Raw genomic sequence first — 18,764 nt, 5'->3', positions numbered from 1 at the left:
GGTATCCAGTCGATCGAGCGCGGCCAGATGGAAGCGGCCCGGGGCCTCGGGCTCGGCTACATGCAATCGATGCGGTACGTCATCGTTCCCCAGGCCGTGCGGCGGGTCATCCCGCCCCTCATGAACGTGTTCGTCATCTTGATCAAAGACACCTCGGTCTCCGACCGGACGAGCAGCAATGCCCAGGCCGCCGCGGTGTGAGCCGCCAGTTTCCGGAGCGCCTCGCGGACCTGAATGGGTTTCAGGAAAAAACGAACAACGAGCGCCCCAGCGAGGCGTCAACGGGCGGGACGTATTGCGGACGCAGCGGGGTGAGCACGGCGAGACGAGTCAAGCCCGGGCGAGGGAGGAAAAGGCGCATGGCAATGCACGCGCGCGACATTCTAGAGCGCAATTGGGGCCTCAAGAGCGCCATGAATCGCAATTCGCATACGAGATCTGTCGATTGTTCGCGACGGCTCGATGGTACAGCCTCGGGGGAGGGCGCTCGAGCCTCAAGGCCGCCGCGCCGCCTCGAGCAGAAGGCGGCGCTCGGCCGCGGCAATCGCCCGCCGTGCAGCCGGCTCCGCGTCGGGGTTGACCGAGATCGACGTGATACCGAGCCGCACCAGGTGCTCGGCGAACTCGGGCCGATTCGACGGCGCCTGGCCGCAAAGCGAGGAGGTGATCCCGGCCTTCTGGCACGCGCGGACGATCCGCTTGATCGCGTCGAGCACGGCTGCGTCGGATTCGTCGAAGAGCTCGGCGCACAATCCTGAATCACGATCCACGCCCAGCATGAGCTGGGTCAGGTCGTTCGAACCGATCGAGACACCGTTGATGCCCATGCGCGCATACGTAGGAATCCAGAATGCCGCCGAGGGAACCTCGGCCATGACCCATCGCCAAAGACCTCGCTGGCGGCCGAGCGCGCTTCGATCGACCATCTCGAGGCACGCTTCGAGCTCCCAGCGCGTCCGCACGAACGGGATCATCAGGTGCAAGTTCGACGTCTCCGCACGGACCCGGGCGAGCACGTCGAGTTCGAGGGCGAACAGCTCGGGCTCGCGCACGTAGCGATAGCAGCCACGATATCCGATCATCGGATTCTCCTCGAGGGGCTCGAACCGCTCGCCCCCTTTCAGCCCGCGGAACTCGTTGGTCCGGAAATCGTAGGTCCGATAGATGACCGGTCGGGGTTGAAAGGCGCGAGTGATGCGGAGCAGGGACGCGGACATGCGCTGGATGAAGTCGTCACGACCGCCGGACGCGAGCAGCTCCTTCGGGTGCACCCCGGCGAGCGCGTCGAGCAGCATGAACTCAGCCCGGAGCAGCCCCACGCCGTCCACCGGCAGCGCGGCGACCTCTTCGGCGCGGTCTGCAATCGCCAGGTTGACATAAAGGCGCGTGCCGAGAACAGCAGGCGAAGGCGCGCCCGACGGCCCAGCGGAGGGGGCCGTCCCGGTCCCTGGGGAGGCCGTCCTGGGCTTTTCGGCCGCGGGGGCGGCGCCCGCGAGCACCTGACCGCGCGCCCCGTCGACGGTGACGAGTTCGCCGTCCCGGAGCAGGCGGGTCGCCGAGCGCGCGCCGACCACGCACGGGATACGCAGCTCGCGGCTGACGATCGCGGCATGGCAGGTCATTCCGCCGCTGTCGGTCACGAGCGCCGCCGCGCGTCGGATCGTAGGCACCCAGTCGGGTGACGTCATCGGCGCCACGAGCACCTCGCCCGCCACGAGCCTCTGCCCTTCGCCCGGCGAGCGCAGCACGCGCACCCGACCCGACGCAATGCCCGGCGAGGCGCCGAGGCCGGAAACGAGGGCCGCTCCTCGCTCCGGCGGCGCGCCGAGCGTCGTGATGGGCCGGCTCTGGACCAGATAGAAGGCGCCGCCTTCCTCGGCCCATTCGATGTCCTGCGGAGCGCCGTAATGCTCCTCGACCTGTATCGCCAGGCGCACCAGCGCGAAGATTTCCTCATCGCGGAGCACTCTGCGGCCGCCCTCCTCCTCCGATAGCTCCACGCGTCGCTCCGCACCGTCGGGGCCACGGATCACCTTGAACGCCTTGTGTCCCACGCGCGCCTCGAGCAGCCGGGGGCCGCGCTTCGACACGGTGTACGTATCCGGCTCGACCTGACCACCGACCACGACTTCTCCTAGTCCAAATGCCGCCTCGATGACGATGCGCGAGGTATCCGCCGTCGCCGGATCCGCGGTGAAGATCACGCCGGAGCGATCGGAGTTCACCATTCGCTGCACGACGACCGCCAAAGCAGGCTCGTCTCGGAGTTGCTCGGTCTTCCGATAAGCAACCACACGCTCGCCGTACGCCGACGCCCAGCAATCGCGCACGCGCTCGAGCAGCGCCTGCTGCCCAACGACGTGCGTGTATGTCTCGTGCATTCCGGCAAACGAGGTCGTGGCCGTGTCCTCTGCGGTGGCGGACGAGCGCACCGCAACAGCGAGGGAGGGGCCGAGCTTTTGGTAGGCATCGACGATCTCGGCCTCCATATCGGCCGGGATCGCTGCTGCGCGGACGAGGCGCCTCATCTCGGCGCTCGTCGCGCGCATGGCGGCAGCGTCGTCCGGATCGATCTCCGCCAAACGATCGGCGAGCTGCTGCCGTATCCCCGCGGCCTCCATCGAGCAGAGGAACGCTTCCGCAGGAATGACAAAGCCGGGGGGCACAGGCAGACCCACGCGCGTGAGCTCGCCCAGATTGGCTCCTTTTCCACCGGCCGACGCGATGTCCGCGCGCGACAGCTTCTCGAACCAGATCACGTGCGCGACCATGATCACCTCCCGGGGCTCGCGGCGCTTGCCAGCGTGCCGGCAAGATTCACGCCTCGAATCTCCACCAACGCGAGACTTCCCCCTTGCCGCTGTCGGTCTCGCGTCTTTTGAACCGGCTACCGTATGCCGACGCCCCATGCCGCCCCCGCACCACTTGCGCCTGAGCGCGCGATGCCTGCATCTGCTGCACGCCTGCCCGTCGTCCTCGCAGCGGCCGATCTGGACGCCCTCGTCCAGGCGCTCGCTGGGCGCGGCTATCGCGTCCTCGGGCCCGTAGCGCGTGACGGCGCGATCGTGATTGACGATGTGCGGCACGCCGCGGACCTGCCGATCGGCCTCGAAGACGTGCAGGGACCTGGCCGCTATCGCCTCGAGCGCCGCGAGCATGACGCCTTTTTTGCGTTCACCGTTGGTCCACATTCCTGGAAGCAAACCTTCCATGTACCGGTCGAACGCTTGTTCCAGATTCGGCGGCACAAGGAAGGGTTCTCCGTCCTCCCGGACGCGACGCCGCGCCTGCACGTCGCCCTGCTCGGCGCGCGCGCCTGCGAGATCCACGCGATCGAAATCCAGGACCGGATCCTCATCCACGGCGAGCACCCCGACCCACGCTACGCCGCGCGCAGAGGCGACGTCTTCGTGGTCGCGGTGAACTGCATGCGCGCAGGAAACACATGCTTCTGCGCATCCATGGGGACCGGCCCCCGCGCCGAGCGGGGGTTTGATCTCGCTCTCACCGAGCTCATCGAGTCGGGCGCCCACCGCTTTCTCATCGAGATTGGAAGCGACGAGGGCGCCGCCGTCGCCGCGGAGTTGCCCGTTCGTCCGGCCAATCCAGAGGAGATCGGCGCGGCGGCTTCCGTCTCCGAGCGCACCGCCGCGGCCATGGGTCGCCGTCTCGACACAAGCGGGCTCAAGGAGCGTCTCCAAAAGAACTTGGAGCACCCGCGCTGGGACGACGTTGCGACGCGCTGCCTGGCCTGCGGCAATTGCACGATGGTCTGCCCCACCTGCTTCTGTGTTGAATTCGAGGACACGACCGATCTCTCGGGCGAGACTGCGGAGCGCACGAAGCGCTGGGAGTCGTGCTTCACGCTCGGCTTTTCCCATGTGCACGGCGGCTCCGTGCGCAGCTCGATCAAGGCCCGCTATCGTCAATGGCTGACCCACAAGCTCGCCGGCTGGCACGATCAGTTCGGATCCTCCGGCTGCGTTGGCTGCGGGCGTTGTATCACCTGGTGTCCCGTGGGGATTGACATTACAGAAGAGGCTGCCGCCGTCGGGCTGCCGGAAAAAGACGGCTGAAAGAGGCGTATGGAGCAGGAATCCCTCGCCCGATCGATCGCGCAGCATCCCCTCGTCGCCGGCATGTCCGATGAGCACGTCGACTTCCTGAGCGGCTGCGTCAGGAACGCCCGTCTCGACGAGGGCCAGTTCCTCTTCCGCGAGGGCCAGCGCGCAGATGAGCTTTACCTCATTCGCTCCGGAAAACTCGCCCTCGAGATCCACGATGGCGCCCGTGGAACCATCGTGGCCGAGACCGTCGGCGGGGGCGACGCGCTCGGCTGGTCGACGCTCTTTCCACCCTATCGGTGGGAGCTCGATGCGCGCGGAGTCCATTTTGCGCACCTCTTCGCCATCGATGGCGCCTGCCTTCGCGCCAAGCTCGAGGCCGACCACGACTTCGGGTACGCCTTCACCCGACGGCTTTTGAACGAGGTCCACAGCCGCCTGCAGCGGGCGCGGCTGCAGGCGCTCGACGTCTATCGGGCCAGGCCATGACCGTCTCCTCCGCCCCCGACCCCATGCTCCCCGAGCCGCTCCGCATCGCGCGAGCGAAGCGGGAAACGCACGGTGTTTTCACGTTCGAACTCGACGTCTCTGCCCGCGGCGGGTTTCCGTTCCTGCCGGGGCAATTCAACATGCTGTACCCGTTCGGCGCCGGTGAATCAGCCATTTCGATCAGCAGTGATCCCCACCAGCCCGATCGGCTCGAACACACGATCCGCGCCGTGGGCGCGGTGACGCGTGCCATCGAGCGCCTCGGCCGTGGTGACGTCGTGGGCGTGCGCGGGCCGTTCGGCAGCGCCTGGCCGATCCGTGAGGCGGAGGGAAGAGATCTCGTGGTGATCGCCGGTGGCATCGGCCTCGCCCCGCTGCGCCCCGTCGTCTATCACGCGCTCCGCCGTCGCGAAGCGTTCGGCAAGGTCGCTTTGCTTTACGGCACTCGCACCCCCGACGACATCCTCTACCGCAAGGAGATCGAGCGCTGGCGCGGCAGGCTCGACGTCGAGGTCGAGGTCACGGTCGACACGGCCGGGAGCGATTGGCGAGGAAATACGGGCGTCGTCACCAAGCTCATCAGCCGGGCCGCATTCGATCCTGGAAGAGCGTTCGCCATGATTTGCGGCCCCGAGATCATGATGCGCTTCTGCGCACGCGAGCTCGAGCGGCTCGGGGTCTCGCTGGACAGGATATGGATCACCATGGAGCGCAACATGCGCTGCGGCACCGGCCTCTGCGGTCATTGCCAGTTCGGCCCCTCCTTCGTGTGCAAAGACGGCCCCGTGTACCGCTACGACCGGGTGCAGGACCTGCTCCTGGTGAGGGAGGTGTAGCGTGCGTACACGGAAGAAGAAACCCAAGCTGGCCGTCTTCAAGTTCGCCTCCTGCGACGGCTGCCAGCTCAGCCTCCTCGATTGCGAGGACGAGCTGCTCCTCTTGGCCGACGCTGTTCGGATCGCGAATTTCGCCGAGGCGTCGAGCAGGGTCCTTCGGGGCCCGTACGACATCAGCCTGGTCGAGGGCTCGATCACCACACCGCACGACGCCGAGCGGATCCGCGAGGTCCGCGCCCAGTCGCGCGTCCTCGTCACCATCGGCGCGTGCGCCACGGCTGGCGGCGTCCAGGCGCTCCGCAATTACCGTGACGTGAAGGAATTCGCGCGCGTCGTCTACGCACGGCCGGAGTACATCGACACGCTCGCGACCTCGACGCCCATCGCGGGCCACGTGAAGGTCGATTACGAGCTCCGCGGTTGCCCCATCGACAAGCGCCAGCTCCTCGCGGTGCTCTCGGCGCTGCTTTCCGACCGAAGGCCGTCGATCGCGAGCCACTCGGTGTGCGTGCAATGCAAGCTGCGCGGGAACGTCTGCGTCATGGTCGCGCACGGGACGCCCTGCCTCGGCCCGGTCACGCACGCGGGCTGTGGCGCCCTCTGCCCGACGTACCACCGCGGTTGTTATGGCTGCTTCGGCCCGGCCGAGACGACGAATACGGGCGGGCTCGAATGGGCGCTTGTCGCCGCAGGCGCGAGCCATGAGGACATCGCGCGCACCTACGCCACGTTCAACACGGCCGCGCCGCCGTTCCGGAGGGCGCAGGAAGAGCAGCTCGTGCAGATCCGGCTGAAGGAGGGGCGCCTTGGCTAGGACGATCAAGGTCGATTACCTCGCGCGCGTCGAGGGCGAGGGGGCGCTCACCATCCGGTTCAAGGGTGACAACCCCTCGTCCGTCGAGCTGCGTATCTTCGAGCCGCCTCGCTTCTTCGAGGCTTTCCTGCGCGGCAGAGCATACCTGGAAGTCCCCGATATCGTCGCGCGCATCTGCGGCATCTGCCCCGTCGCTTACCAGATGAGCGCCTGCCACGCCATCGAGGATGCGCTCGGCCTACGGACGGACGGCGCGGTCCGCGCGCTGCGGCGTCTGCTCTACTGCGGCGAGTGGATCGAGAGCCACGGGCTGCACGTGTTCTTGCTGCATGCACCCGATTTTCTGGGCTACGAAGACGCGATCGCGATGGCGAAGGACCACCGCGAATGGGTGGTTCGAGGCTTCGGCATCAAGAAGGCTGGAAATGCGATCGTGGCCGCCCTCGGCGGACGGGAGATCCATCCGATCAACGTCAAGGTCGGCGGGTTCTACCGCGTGCCGACCCGCGCTGAGCTATCGGCGCTCGTGCCCGCGCTGGAGACTGCGCTCGGCGATGCGGAGATGTGCCTCGACTGGGCGGCGCAGTTCGATTTCCCGGCGTTCGAGCGTGATTACGAGTTCGTCGCGCTGCGCCACGTGGACGAGTACCCGTTTTGCGAGGGTCGTATCGTATCGAACAAGGGCCTCGACATCGACCTGCACGCGTACGAGGAGCACTTCGCCGAGCTGCAAGTGCCTCACTCGACCGCGCTGCACTCGGTCGTTCGCGGCCGAGGCGACTATCAGTGCGGGCCCCTCGCTCGGTTCAACCTGAACTTCGATCGGCTCGGCGAACGGGCCCGTGACGCCGCACAGCGCGTGGCGTTCGTCCCGCCCTGCCACAACGTATACAAGAGCCTACTCGCGCGTATGGTTGAGATCATCCAGGCGCTCGACGAGGCGATCCGCATCATCCACGGGTACGCGCCGCCCGACGCGCCCGCGATCGCGGCGGCATCGCGCAGGGCCACGGGATATGGCTGCACGGAGGCGCCGCGCGGCATGCTCTGGCACAAATACACGCTGGACGAGGCCGGGCTCGTCGAGGACGCCCGCATCGTCCCGCCCACCTCCCAGAACCAGAAATGCATCGAGCAGGATCTCTGGCAGCTCGCCCCGACGCTCGCCGCGATGCCCCACGCAGCGGCCACGCGGCGCGCCGAGCAGGCCGTGCGCAACTTCGATCCCTGCATCTCCTGCTCGACCCACTTTTTGCGCCTCGCAATCGAGCGGGAGGATTGACGTGGTTGTTCGCGTGATTGCCATAGGCCAGCGTGCGGCGGGCGATGACGGTGTGGGGCCGGCCGTGCTCGACGCATTGCGGGCGCAGGGCACAGGCGAGGGGGTCGACCTCTGCGAGGTGAACGAGCCTTCCGCGCTCCTGCCCCTTCTGGAAGACGCGCGCCGCGTGATCCTCGTGGACGCGGCCCTGGGTGGCGGCGGCGGCGTTGGCACGGTGCACGTGCTCGCGGAGGAGACGCTCGACGTGCGCGATATCGCACCCATTTCGACACACGGGTTGACCGTGGGGCAGGTCCTCGGGCTCGCCCGCGCGCTCGCTCCAGACAAGGTTTGTCGCGACATCTCGATCGTCGCGGTTTCTGTCGAGCGCCCGGCTTGCCTTGCGTATGGCCTGTCACCCGAGGCGCTCGCCGCCGTCCCGCGTGCGGCCGAGGCCGTGCGAAACCTGGTCGCGGGAGCGAGCTGAAGAGGAGCCGACGTCGATGCACGAATCCTCGCTGGGCAAAGAGGTTCTTCGCTTGGCGCTCGCGCGAGTGGACGACGAGGGCGCGGCACGCGTACGCGCAGTGCGAGGCTGGGTTGCCGAAACAGAGCAGCTCGATCCGGAGGCGATTGCGTTTCATTTCGCCGCGTACGCCCGCGGAACCAAGGCCGAGGGGGCGCGGCTTCATCTCGTGCTCCTCCGCGTCGAGGCCGAATGCCACACCTGCCGGCGGACCTACCGGCCTGAGCAGCACCTGCTCCTTTGCCCTCGATGCGGCTCCACCGAGGCCACGCTCCTCGGACCGACGGGTCTCGGCATCGATTCCATGGAGGTTGATGAGGAGGACGGGATGGCGCGCGTGTCCTTGCACGTGGAGGGGATCGTTCAGGGCGTGGGCTTCCGACCGTTCGTCTATGGTAAGGCCATAGCGCTCGGTTTGTCGGGCTGGGTCAAGAACGGATGTAGCGCTGTGGAAATCGAGGCCGAGGGTTCTCCCGAGGCGATCGAGGCGTTCGTCCGCGCGCTCGAGTTCGACGTGCCCAAGCCGGGCGCCGTCGCGCGAATCGAGCGCCGCGAGCTCCCCGCGCGCACCGGCGCGGCGCCACCTTCTTCCGGGTTCTCGATCCTGCCGAGCGAGGAGGGCGCGCGGCCCGTGCCGCTCTTGCCAGCCGATCTGGCGACCTGCGCCGACTGCATGGCCGAGACCCTCGCCCCGGAGGGCCGGCGCCGCGGCTATCCCTTCACCACGTGCGCCCGCTGCGGGCCGCGCTGCACGATCATCGAATCGCTGCCGTACGATCGCGACCGCACTTCGATGCGGACCTTCGCGCTCTGCGACGACTGCCGGCATGAATACGAGGACCCGCGCAACCGTCGCTTCCACGCCGAGACGATCGCATGCCCGCGCTGCGGCCCCCGCCTTTCCCTGCTGTCGCCTGCGGGGGAGGAGATCGCCGAGGCAGCACACGCGCTCCGCGACGCCGCGGCGGCGCTCTGCGCGGGCCGCGTCGTCGCGCTGCGGGGCGTGGGGGGATTCCAGCTCCTCGTGGACGCGACCGACAGCGATGCGGTGAGGGTGCTCCGCCGCCGGAAGCGGCGCGATGAGAAGCCCTTCGCGGTGCTCTTCGCAGACGCGCACGCTGCAGCCGCAGCCGCCATGCTCTCTGCCGAGGAGATGCGGGCGCTCGTGGGCCCAGAGGCGCCCATCGTGCTCGCGCGCCGCCGAAGTCCCTCCGTCCTCGCCCCCGAGGTGGCGCCGCGAAGCCCGCTCGTGGGCGCGATGCTGCCGGCCTCACCGCTGCACCGATTGATTGCCGAAGCCGCCGGGCGCCCGCTCATTTGCACGAGCGGCAATCTCTCGGGGGAGCCGCTCGCCGTGGACGTGCCCGAGGCTCTCACGCGTCTCGCGGGCATCGCCGATCTGTTTCTCGTTCATGACCGCCCCATTGTGCGGGCCATCGACGACTCCGTGGTGCGCGCGGGCCCGGACGGCATTTCCGTGATCCGGCGCGCTCGAGGGTTCGCGCCCCTCTCCGTTGCAAGATGGGCCGCCGATGCCCCCGTCCTCGGCATGGGCGCACACCTGAAGAGCACGATGACGCTCGCCGTGGGTGGCGAGCTTTTGACGAGCCAGCATCTCGGCGATCTGGATGGCCCCGCCGCCGTGGATCTGCTCGAGCGCACGGCAAGGGACATGACGCGCTTTTTCGACCTGCGCCCATCCGTCATTGCATGCGACCTGCACCCGGATTACGCGTCGAGCCGCCTTGCCGAGCGACTTGCACGCGAATGGGGAGCTGAGGTCGTGCGCGTGCAGCACCACCACGCCCACGTGCTGTCCGTGGTAGCCGAGCACGGCTTGGACGAAGGCGAGGTGCTCGGCCTCGCGTGGGATGGTGTGGGGCTCGGGGCGGACGGCAGCGCGTGGGGCGGCGAGGCGCTTGTCGCGAGCGCCTCGGGCTTCCGCCGCGTCGCGCACCTTCGACCCTTCCCCCTGCCGGGCGGCGATCGCGCCGCCCGCGAGCCGCGCCGGAGCGCGCTCGGCCTGCTTTACGCGACGCTCGGCCCGGACACTCTCACGGCGGCGCGCGGGTTAGGGGACGAGTCCGCCGCGTCCTGTCTGCTCGCAGCGATGACCCGCGGGTTTGCGGCCCCCCTCTCGACCAGCGTGGGGCGGCTCTTCGACGCGGTTGCGGCGCTTCTCGGCCTGCGAGACACGTGCTCGTTCGAGGGGCAGGCGGCCATGGAGCTCGAATGGTGCGCCGCGACGCACCCCGATCCGCGCCCGGAGCCCTACCCATTGCCACTTTCAGATGGGGCTCCCGCGGTTGCCGACACGGGGCCACTCGTGCAGGCCCTATTGACGGATCGAGCCGCCGGTCGGCCGCTCGCCGAGATGGCGGCTCGATTCCACGCGGGCCTGGTCGATCTCGGCGCTCGTGTTGCGGAGCGAGTGAATCTGCCCCGCGTTGTGCTCGCGGGCGGCTGCTTCCAGAATGATCTGCTCACGCGTGCGCTCACCTCGCGGCTGCGCGCGGACGGGTTCGACGTGCGCCTTCCGGCACGCGTCCCGACGAACGACGGCGGAATCTCCGTGGGCCAGGCGGCGATTGCCGCGAGGAGCCACGAATCTAGACATGGAGGACGGTGATGTGTTTGGGGGTGCCGGGGAGAATCCTGGATGTGCGGGAGGGCGATCTCCGGGTTGGACACGTGGCATTCGGCGGCGTCGTGCGGGATGTATGCCTAGAATACGTACCCGAGGCGGGCGAGGGAGACTGGGTGATCGTGCACGTGGGATTTGCGATCTCCCGCATTGATGAGGCCGAGGCGGCTCGCGTCTTCTCCTATCTGGAGGAGATCGGGGACCTCGGCGAGCTCGGGCGCAGGCCGGAGGGGAGGACCGCATGAGGTACGTGGATGAGTACCGCGACGCCGATGTCTGCCGCCGCTACGCATCGGCCATCACCGCGAGGGCCACGCGCGCGTGGCGCATCATGGAGGTCTGCGGCGGCCAGACGCACTCCATCGTACGCTTCGGCATCGACGCGCTGCTCCCGCCGGGGCTCGAGCTCTTGCACGGTCCCGGCTGTCCCGTCTGCGTGACGCCGCTGGAGATGCTCGACCGCGCCCTCGCCATTGCGGCCAAGCCCGGAGTGATCTTCTGTTCGTTCGGCGACATGCTGCGCGTGCCGGGGACGCGCTCGGACCTCTTCTGTGCGAAGAGCGAGGGGGCCGACGTGCGCATCGTCTATTCGCCGCTCGACGCTCTCGAGATTGCCCGCCAGAACCCGGGCAGACAGGTCGTGTTTTTCGGGGTGGGCTTCGAGACCACGGCACCAGCGAATGCCATGGCCGTACGCGAGGCGCGGCGGCGCGGCCTATGCAACTTCTCGATGCTCGTCTCGCACGTGCTCGTGCCCCCGGCGCTCTCCGCGATCCTCTCCGCGCCGGATGGTCGGGTCGACGCCTTTCTCGCAGCCGGCCACGTGTGCACGGTGATGGGTTTGGACGAGTACCGGCCCATCGCCGCGCGCCATCACACACCCATTGTGGTCACGGGATTCGAGCCAGCGGACCTTTTGCAGGGCATCCATATGTGTGTCGTGCAACTCGAGGAAGGGCGCGCGGAGGTCGAGAACCAGTACGCGCGCTCGGCGCGCCCGGAGGGCAACCGAGAGGCGATGCACGTCGTCGCGGAGGTGTTCCGGGTCGTACCGCGGAAATGGCGGGGCATCGGCGAGATCCCGGCGAGCGGGCTCGGGCTCCGCCCCGAGTACGCGCAGCACGACGCAGAGGCGCTTTTCGACGTGGGAACGATCTCGACCGAGGAGCCGTCGGTGTGCATCAGCGGCCGGGTGCTGCAAGGGATCGAGAAACCCTCGGCCTGCCCGGCATTCGGCACGCGCTGTACGCCCGAGACGCCGCTCGGAGCGACGATGGTGTCCTCCGAGGGGGCCTGCGCGGCCTATTATCGTTACCGGAGGGCTGGGTCGTGACTGCGCGCGATTTCGAGCTCGCATGCCCGCCGCCGTTCCGGCACCGGACCGTGCAGCTCGCGCACGGCGGCGGCGGGCGTCTTTCACGCGAGCTCGTCGAGCAGATTTTCATACCCGCTTTCGGAGGCGCCGCGCTCTCCGCCCGGCACGACAGCGCAGTCGTGGAGGTTCCCAGGGGCCGCATCGCGTTGACCACGGATGGCTACGTGGTGCGGCCGCTGTTCTTCCCGGGCGGAGATATCGGCAAGCTCGCCGTTTGCGGCACGATCAACGACCTCGCCATGACTGGTGCTGCGCCCCGCTGGCTTGCTGTTGCCTTCGTGCTGGAGGAGGGCCTTCCCATGGAAGACCTTCACCGCGTGGTCGCCTCGATGCGCGATGCCGCTCGAGCTTCGGGAATGGAGATCGTCACGGGCGACACGAAGGTCGTGGATCGCGGCAAGGGCGACGGAATGTTCATCACGACGACGGGTGTGGGCGTCGTGCCGGAGGGGATCACGATCGAACCTCGCGCGGTACGTCCAGGCGACGTGGTTTTCGTGAGCGGTGACCTCGGGCGCCATGGGATCGCGGTGCTATCGACGCGCGAAGGGCTCACGATCACCGGGGCGCTCGAGAGTGATTGCGCGCCGCTCGACGGGCTCGTCGCCGCGCTGCTCTCGGCGGGTGTCGTGCCGCATTGCCTTCGTGATCCGACGCGCGGCGGGCTCGCCTCGGCGCTCAACGAGATCGCCCTGGATGCGGGTGTCGACATCGACATCGACGAGCGCGCGGTTCCCGTGAACGAGACGGTGGCCGGCGCGTGCGAGCTCTTCGGGCTTGATCCGCTCTACGTCGCGTGCGAGGGCCGGCTCGTCGCGTTCGTGCCGGAGGAGCACGCGGCGGCGGCCATCGAGGTGATGCGCGCCCATCCGGCGGCTCCGGAGCCAGCGCGGATCGGGACCGTCCGCGACAACGCGGCGCCTGGTCGGGCTGGCCGGGTCACGCTCCGGAGCCGTCTCGGCATGAACCGATGGCTCGACATCCCTGCGGGCGAGCAGCTCCCGAGGATTTGCTGAGCCTGACGGAGGTTTCTCGTGGAGCTCACACCCTGGCTACAGCGCTTCTCCCACAAGGTCACGACGCCAGAAGGCGCAGCGCGCGCCATCCCGCGCGGTCGCCGTATCCTCATCGGCTCGGGTGCGGCCGAACCTGCGCGGCTCGTCGAGGCCATGGTCGAGCATGGCCATCACCTCGAAGGCAATGATATCGTCCACCTGCTCACGCTGGGCCCCGCCCCCTACGTCAAAGCTGGGCTCGAATGCCGCTTCCGTCACACGGCGTTCTTCATCGGGCCGAACGTGCGCGACGCGGTGGCCGAGGGGCGTGCCGACTTCATGCCGGTCTTCCTCTCGGACATCCCCGAGCTCATCCGCTCGCGACGCGTGCGCATCGACGTCGCGCTCATCCAAGTATCGCCGCCCGACGCGCACGGCTACGTGAGCCTCGGCGTTTCCGTGGACATCGTGCGGGCCGCGATCGACGCCGCCGATCTCATTCTCGCCGAGGTCAATCCGCGCATGCCTCGCACGCATGGCGATTCATTCTTGAACATCGAGCGCATCCAGCACCTCGTGCCCGTCGACGCGCCCTTGCCGACACGCACTGCCGAGCCGCTCGACGAGGTCGACCGCGCTATCGGCCGTCATCTTGCCAGCCTCGTCCCGAACGGTGCCACCTTGCAGACCGGCATTGGCAGGATCCCCGATGCTGCCCTCGCCGCGCTCGAGGAGCATCACGACCTCGGCGTACATACCGAGATGTTCTCTGACGGCGTCATGTGCCTCGCGCTTCGCGGCGTGATCAACGGGCGCAAAAAAACGCTCCTGCCAGGCAAGCTCGTCACGTCGTTCGTGATGGGCAGCCAGGCACTCTACGACTGGGTGCACGACAATCCCGCCGTGGAGATGCGCCCCTCGGGCTTCACGAACGACCCGTTCGTCATCGCCCAGAATGACATGATGATTGCGATCAACGCGGCCCTCGCCGTCGATCTCACGGGCCAGGTGGCAGCCGACACGCTGATGGGACGCTTCTTCTCGGGCATCGGGGGCCAGGTCGATTTCATCCGAGGTTCGGCGCGCAGCCGTGGCGGCAAACCCATCATCGCGCTGCGTTCGACGGCCAAGGAGGGCCAAGTGAGCCGCATCGTGGCCGGGCTCGAGCAGGGCGCCGGCGTCGTCACGAGCCGGGGCGACGTGCATTATGTGGTCACGGAGCACGGCGTCGCCGATCTCTGGGGCAAGAACATCCGCCAGCGCGCGCTCGCGCTCATCGATATCGCTCACCCCGATCACCGCGCTGATCTGCTCGCGGCGGCCAAGCAGCGCCGCTACGTCTTCGGCGACCAGACCTGCGCGCGTTCGGCGTACCCGTGGGAGGAGGCGCGGCGCGAGATGCTACCAGGCGGGCAGGAGGTGCTCGTGCGCCCGCTACGTATTTCGGACGAGGACGCGCTGAAGGACCTCTTCTACCGCCTTTCCGACGAGAGCACCTACCAGCGCTTCATGAAGTTCAAACCTTCCCACCCGCATGAGGAGCTGCTGCAACTCGTGAGCCTCGATTACGAGCAGAACATGGGCCTCGTGGTCGCTCGCAGCGACAACGGCTGCGAGGAGGTCATCGGCCTCGCCCGCTACGACGTGGCCCCGGCGACGCGGAGGGCGGACATCGCTTTCGTGGTGCGCGACGAATGGCAAGGGCGCGGGGTTGGCACGCTGCTCATGCGGCGCATGGCCGAGGTGGCGCGGGCACGGGGGATCATGGGCTTCTTCGCGGACGTGCTGGTGAGCAACAAGCCCATGATGGCGCTCCTCTACAAAAGCGGGCTGCCCGTGAAAGCCAATCTTCGAGATGGCGCTTATCATCTCGAGATTGACTTCCCATGATTGCGCATCCGAGGGCCACCCCCTCGGCCGCGCTCGTGTGAAGCAGCGAAACACCAAAGAGATCATTCTGGTGCCCGTGGTCCTACCTCCGGCCCGAGCTGCGAGCCTCAGGGGTGGCGCTTGCGCCCATGGTCCGAGCGAAACGGGACGAGGAGCTGGCCGACGTAGCTCTCGGGAAATCCCGCCGCATCCTCGCCGAGTCCCACGTCCTCGGGTGGAGCGACGTCGGGGCGGAAGCGATAACTCCCGAAGACGTGATCCCAGAGCATCACCCTCGGACTGTAATTGGCATCGGCCTCGTGGCGGCGGGGCGAATGATGCCAGCGATGAACGCGCGCGGTGCTGAAAAACAGATCGAGAAAGCCGGTGCGAAGATCGATGTTCGAGTGCTGCAGCATGCCGTGCGCGCCGGAGAAGGCCGCCATCAGCGCGAGCGGCTCATCACCGACGCCGAGCAACGAAAGCGGCGTGAAGGCGGCGACCGCGCTGATCAGGTTGTCGAGCGGGTGGGTGCGGGCGAAGTTCCACCAATAGATCCGACGCGAGCTGTGGTGCACCGCGTGCACGCGCCACAAGGGGGCCCAGATATGCTCGAGTCGGTGGATCCAATACCAGGGCAGTTCGAACACCACCACGGCGAGCAGCGCTTGCAACGGGAGGGGCCAACCGTGCGGCCAGAGGCGTGTGCCGAGCCGAGAGGAAAGCGCCTCTCCGAGCGGGGCAAACACGCCGACGGCGACAAGCGTGCCGACGTCGAAGGCGCGATTGGAGAAGACGAGGTGACAGAAATCGGTGCGCCGATCACCGTGCGGCTTCGCCCAAACGCGTGAATACGGGATGATCCACTCGAGCAAGGTGACGAGCACCGCGGCCACCACGACGACCACAACGCCGACAGCCCAGGCTGGCCAATGTCGCGTGATGGCCCAGAGGCCAAACGCGATAGCTCCGCCGGTCATCGCCGGATAGGCGAGATACGAGAGCGAGCGTCGCAATAGGTTCCCGTGCGCCTTCACGTACATTCTCCTCTGAATCCTGTGCGCTCGTCATCGTCGCCATCTGACTCACATCCAAGCATGTAGCCTTCAAAAATTTCCCTCTTGCAGTGGCGGGCCTCGCGCTCTCCGTGCGCGAAGCCCTCGGCGAGACGTTCCCGACCGGCGCGCCCGCCCTCGACGACGCCCCCCAGCCCGCAGCTTCTGCGAGCGCCGCGCCTTCTGCGAGCGCCGCGCCTTCTGCGAGCGCCCCCCCGCGCCGAGCCACTGATCTCGACTGATCTGCCGCACCTAGCGGACGCGGACGGGGGTGCCTCCCAGGGCGTAGCCCTCGTCGCGTGTGAGGATGCGAGCGGGGGGCTGGCCATCCATCAGCAGACCCCGCAGCTTGCGGATGGTGACGTGCAGCCGGTTGTCGTCGCGCAGCGGGTGATAGTCGGGCTGCGCCCAGCCCTCACGAACGAGTTCCTCCTTGCTGGCCTCGCCCCCGTGATCCCAAAGGACCTCGAGGAGGCGCCAGAGCAGCGGTTTGGACTCGAACGAGATGCGCGATCCGTCGTCGAGGACGACCGATCGATCGACGTCGGCGATGCCCCAGCTCGGGAGGGATCCCGGCGCGAGGTGCGCGACTTTGCCGAGGTGGCCGACGAGCGCGTCGAACAGTGCGCGCTCGACGGCGTCGGGACCTGCGGGCGCCCCGAGCAGGTGTCGTGCGCAGCGCGCGACGATCGGGGCGGGGGCTTCGTCGCGCGCCCAAGACACGAGCTGCAGCATCGAGGCGGCGGGCTGCGAAAGGTATGCGAGCAGCTCGGCTTCGCGGACGAAACGCGCGCTCCCCATGCGCTCTGCCGACGCGCGGAGCCTTCCTACCTGTTGCGCGGCCTCCTCGCGGCGGCCCTGGGCGAGCAGGAGGAAGGTCAGCGTCGAGCGCGCGTGCGCTTCGCGTGAGGCGTAGCCCCAGCGCGAGGCGTGCTGGACCGCCGCGCGACAGGCCGTGGTCGCTTCGTGCCAGGCGCCCCTCAGCACGTGCGCCTCGGCATCGGCGAGGCGCGCCACGATTTCGTGCTCGATGCTCCGCACCACGGGAGGCGGGGAGGGGACGTGCTCGCCGAGGCGGAGGCGCGCGCGCCTCCGGGTCTCTTCGAGCAGCGGGCTCGCGGGCGCCCCGTTTCGCAACCACAGCACGAGGGGATCGCGCAGGGTGACGCCCAAGTCCGTGCCGCGCGCCAGCGCGACCTCGATCGCAGCCATCGCCGCCGATGATTGGGCCTCGAGCAGGTCTCCCTCGCGCGCAGCCTGGAGCGAATCGCTCACTTCCTCGCCGATCCCGTCGAAGTCGCCCGCCCACACGCGCGCGAACACCCGGCTGGATCCCGCGAAAGGGTGCTGGAGCGTCCCTTCCCGCGCGAACGGAGCGAGCCGCTCTTCCAGGGCCGCCACGTCGCGCAGGGCACCTCGGTCGATCGCGATTCGTAGTTGCAGCAGGAGGATCGGCCCGAGGTGGTGGAACGACAGCGAGCGAGCGCGATCGCCGGACATCAACTGGGACAGGACGTCGTGCGCCTCCTCGAGCAGGCCGAGTTGGTAGAGGGTGTCGGCGGCGCGGAAGAGGATCGGGTTCTGCGCGCGGAAGGGAAGGCGTACTGCGCCGGCGCGGACCCGCTCGAGGCGTGCATGCGCCTCGTCGCTACGATGCATCAGCGCCAGGACGGTCGAGGCGCTTCCGTCGCGCAAGCAGGCGAGCTCGTCGTCCTCCGTCGTGATCGACTCGACCAGGGCGAGAGCGCGCGCGAGCTCCCCCTTCATCACCAGGCACTGGACGGCGATCGTCTTCGCCTCGCCGGCGATCCGAGGGGCGCCCTCGGCTTCGGCGCGGGCGACGAGCGCCTCCGCGTCGCGGAGCGAGCGGTCGAGATCGCCCCCCGAGAAGAACGCTTCGAGGAGCACCAGAGCGTCCTTCAGCGAGGCGTGCTGCGCGGCGCCGTGCGGCAGCGCCGCCAGATCGCCCACTTCCGCGGCACAGCGCATCCACCACCGGCCTAGCTCCGGCTCGTGGCGCCGGAGCGACAGAACCGCGTACAGGTTGCGCGCATAGCCGTCGCGCAGCGCTTCCTCTGCGTGCTCGTCGAGCCACGCGAGCACCGTCCCGGCATTGCGATCGGAAAGGGCGCGCATCGCCGAGAGCATCGGGTCGACGATCGAGACATCCGGCTCGGCGCCCGACGCGACGGCGCGTAGGAGCGCGCCGGGGTTGCCGCGGGAGGCCTCCACGGCCCTGCCGAAATCGAGCGGCCTCGCAGCGGTCCCGTGCGCCAACGTCTCGAGCTCTGCGTCGGGCATCGGCCCGAGGCGCAGGCTCTGTCCGGGGACGAAGCGGCTCTCGCAGAAGCCTTCACCGGTCACGATCCACCGCGACTCGCGCGCGTAGCGGGAGACGACGCTCATGAGATCACGAAGCAGCGGATCGGCGGTGACCCCGTCGAGCACGAGCCAGAGCCGCGCGCGCTCGGCCATGTCGAGGAGCACCTCGGGGAGGCTCTCGCGCACACGAAGTACCGAGGCCCACGCGATCTGGGTGACGCTCGCAGCGGCGGCGACGATGCGCACGAGCTCGCGATCCGGCGCGACATCGTCCGGCAACCCGCCGAAGGACGCGAAGACGACCGGCACCTCGAAGAAGCTCTCGCGCAAGACCTGCAAGACCGTCGCGGTCTTGCCGACGCCGTGCTCGCCGCTCACGAGCGTGACGGGGCCCCTCGCGAACGCGACGCGGAGCTGTTCGCGCTCCTTCTCTCGACCCAGGAAGAGCGCGGGCGGGTTCGGCGCGCGCAAGGTCAGCGGAAGCGACGCGGGGAGCATCCGCGACATTTTCTAG

At 68.4% G+C, this 18,764-nt stretch carries 15 protein-coding genes; 12 read left to right on the top strand and 3 right to left on the bottom strand.

The genetic code is table 11. The features are described 5' to 3' along the window. On the top strand, positions 1 to 201 hold a 201-nt coding region (locus E8A74_RS26805), incomplete at its 5' end, for an ABC transporter permease subunit (RefSeq protein ID WP_136931922.1). Positions 202 to 494: 293 nt separating this feature from the next. Here the strand turns inward: E8A74_RS26805 and ppsA are convergent. After that, a complete protein-coding gene (gene ppsA / locus E8A74_RS26800) occupies positions 495 to 2,771 on the bottom strand; it encodes a phosphoenolpyruvate synthase (protein ID WP_136931921.1) in 2,277 nt (758 codons plus the stop codon). A gap of 171 nt (positions 2,772 to 2,942) precedes the next feature. Here ppsA and E8A74_RS26795 point away from each other — a divergent pair, with 171 nt between their 5' ends. Genes E8A74_RS26795 through E8A74_RS26745 form a run of 11 tightly spaced genes read left to right on the top strand, consistent with a single transcriptional unit; the run spans position 2,943 to position 14,894 of the window. Next, entirely contained in the window at positions 2,943 to 4,076 is a 1,134-nt protein-coding gene (locus E8A74_RS26795) for a 4Fe-4S dicluster domain-containing protein (protein ID WP_136931920.1), read from the top strand. A 9-nt stretch (positions 4,077 to 4,085) separates the two neighbouring features. Then, a complete protein-coding gene (locus E8A74_RS26790; RefSeq protein WP_136931919.1) occupies positions 4,086 to 4,553 on the top strand; it encodes a cyclic nucleotide-binding domain-containing protein in 468 nt (155 codons plus the stop codon). Continuing rightward, a complete protein-coding gene (locus tag E8A74_RS26785) occupies positions 4,550 to 5,389 on the top strand; it encodes an FAD/NAD(P)-binding protein (protein WP_136931918.1) in 840 nt (279 codons plus the stop codon). The genes E8A74_RS26790 and E8A74_RS26785 overlap by 4 nt, the downstream gene beginning before the upstream one ends. 1 nt (position 5,390) lies before the next feature. Further along, complete coding sequence (locus E8A74_RS26780; protein ID WP_136931917.1) at positions 5,391 to 6,203, top strand: NADH-quinone oxidoreductase subunit B family protein; 813 nt, start codon at positions 5,391 to 5,393, stop codon at positions 6,201 to 6,203. Continuing rightward, positions 6,196 to 7,485, top strand: coding sequence for a Ni/Fe hydrogenase subunit alpha (locus E8A74_RS26775; protein ID WP_136931916.1), 1,290 nt, complete (start codon positions 6,196 to 6,198; stop codon positions 7,483 to 7,485). Before E8A74_RS26780 ends, E8A74_RS26775 begins: the two co-directional genes overlap by 8 nt. Positions 7,486 to 7,498: 13 nt before the next feature. After that, positions 7,499 to 7,951 carry a hydrogenase maturation protease gene (locus E8A74_RS26770; RefSeq protein ID WP_232379757.1) on the top strand — a complete coding sequence of 151 codons (453 nt, stop codon included), beginning with the start codon at positions 7,499 to 7,501 and terminating at the stop codon, positions 7,949 to 7,951. Continuing rightward, positions 7,872 to 10,619, top strand: a complete 2,748-nt coding sequence (gene hypF, locus E8A74_RS26765) for a carbamoyltransferase HypF (protein ID WP_136931915.1) — start codon at positions 7,872 to 7,874, stop codon at positions 10,617 to 10,619. Before E8A74_RS26770 ends, hypF begins: the two co-directional genes overlap by 80 nt. Next, on the top strand, positions 10,619 to 10,879 hold the full coding sequence (locus E8A74_RS26760) for a HypC/HybG/HupF family hydrogenase formation chaperone (RefSeq protein WP_136931914.1): 261 nt from the start codon (positions 10,619 to 10,621) through the stop codon (positions 10,877 to 10,879). Before hypF ends, E8A74_RS26760 begins: the two co-directional genes overlap by 1 nt. Continuing rightward, positions 10,876 to 11,967, top strand: coding sequence for a hydrogenase formation protein HypD (gene hypD / locus E8A74_RS26755; protein WP_136931913.1), 1,092 nt, complete (start codon positions 10,876 to 10,878; stop codon positions 11,965 to 11,967). Before E8A74_RS26760 ends, hypD begins: the two co-directional genes overlap by 4 nt. Further along, a complete protein-coding gene (hypE, locus tag E8A74_RS26750) occupies positions 11,964 to 13,025 on the top strand; it encodes a hydrogenase expression/formation protein HypE (RefSeq protein ID WP_136931912.1) in 1,062 nt (353 codons plus the stop codon). The genes hypD and hypE overlap by 4 nt, the downstream gene beginning before the upstream one ends. Before the next feature lie 18 nt (positions 13,026 to 13,043). Beyond that, positions 13,044 to 14,894, top strand: a complete 1,851-nt coding sequence (locus E8A74_RS26745; RefSeq protein WP_136931911.1) for a bifunctional acetyl-CoA hydrolase/transferase family protein/GNAT family N-acetyltransferase — start codon at positions 13,044 to 13,046, stop codon at positions 14,892 to 14,894. Positions 14,895 to 15,001: 107 nt separating this feature from the next. Here E8A74_RS26745 and E8A74_RS26740 read toward each other — a convergent pair whose 3' ends face one another. Beyond that, entirely contained in the window at positions 15,002 to 15,910 is a 909-nt protein-coding gene (locus E8A74_RS26740; RefSeq protein WP_170229387.1) for a sterol desaturase family protein, read from the bottom strand. Positions 15,911 to 16,180: 270 nt separating this feature from the next. Next, positions 16,181 to 18,748: a hypothetical protein gene (locus E8A74_RS26735; RefSeq protein ID WP_136931909.1), complete on the bottom strand. Its 2,568-nt coding sequence runs from the start codon at positions 18,746 to 18,748 to the stop codon at positions 16,181 to 16,183. Positions 18,749 to 18,764: the final 16 nt, after the last annotated feature.

Origin of the sequence: Polyangium fumosum, from assembly GCF_005144585.1 — a bacterium.
GTDB classification, from domain to species: Bacteria; Myxococcota_A; Polyangia; order Polyangiales; family Polyangiaceae; genus Polyangium; species Polyangium fumosum.
Note: the sequence above shows the minus strand (reverse complement) of the source record. Positions and strands in the feature narration are given on the sequence as shown.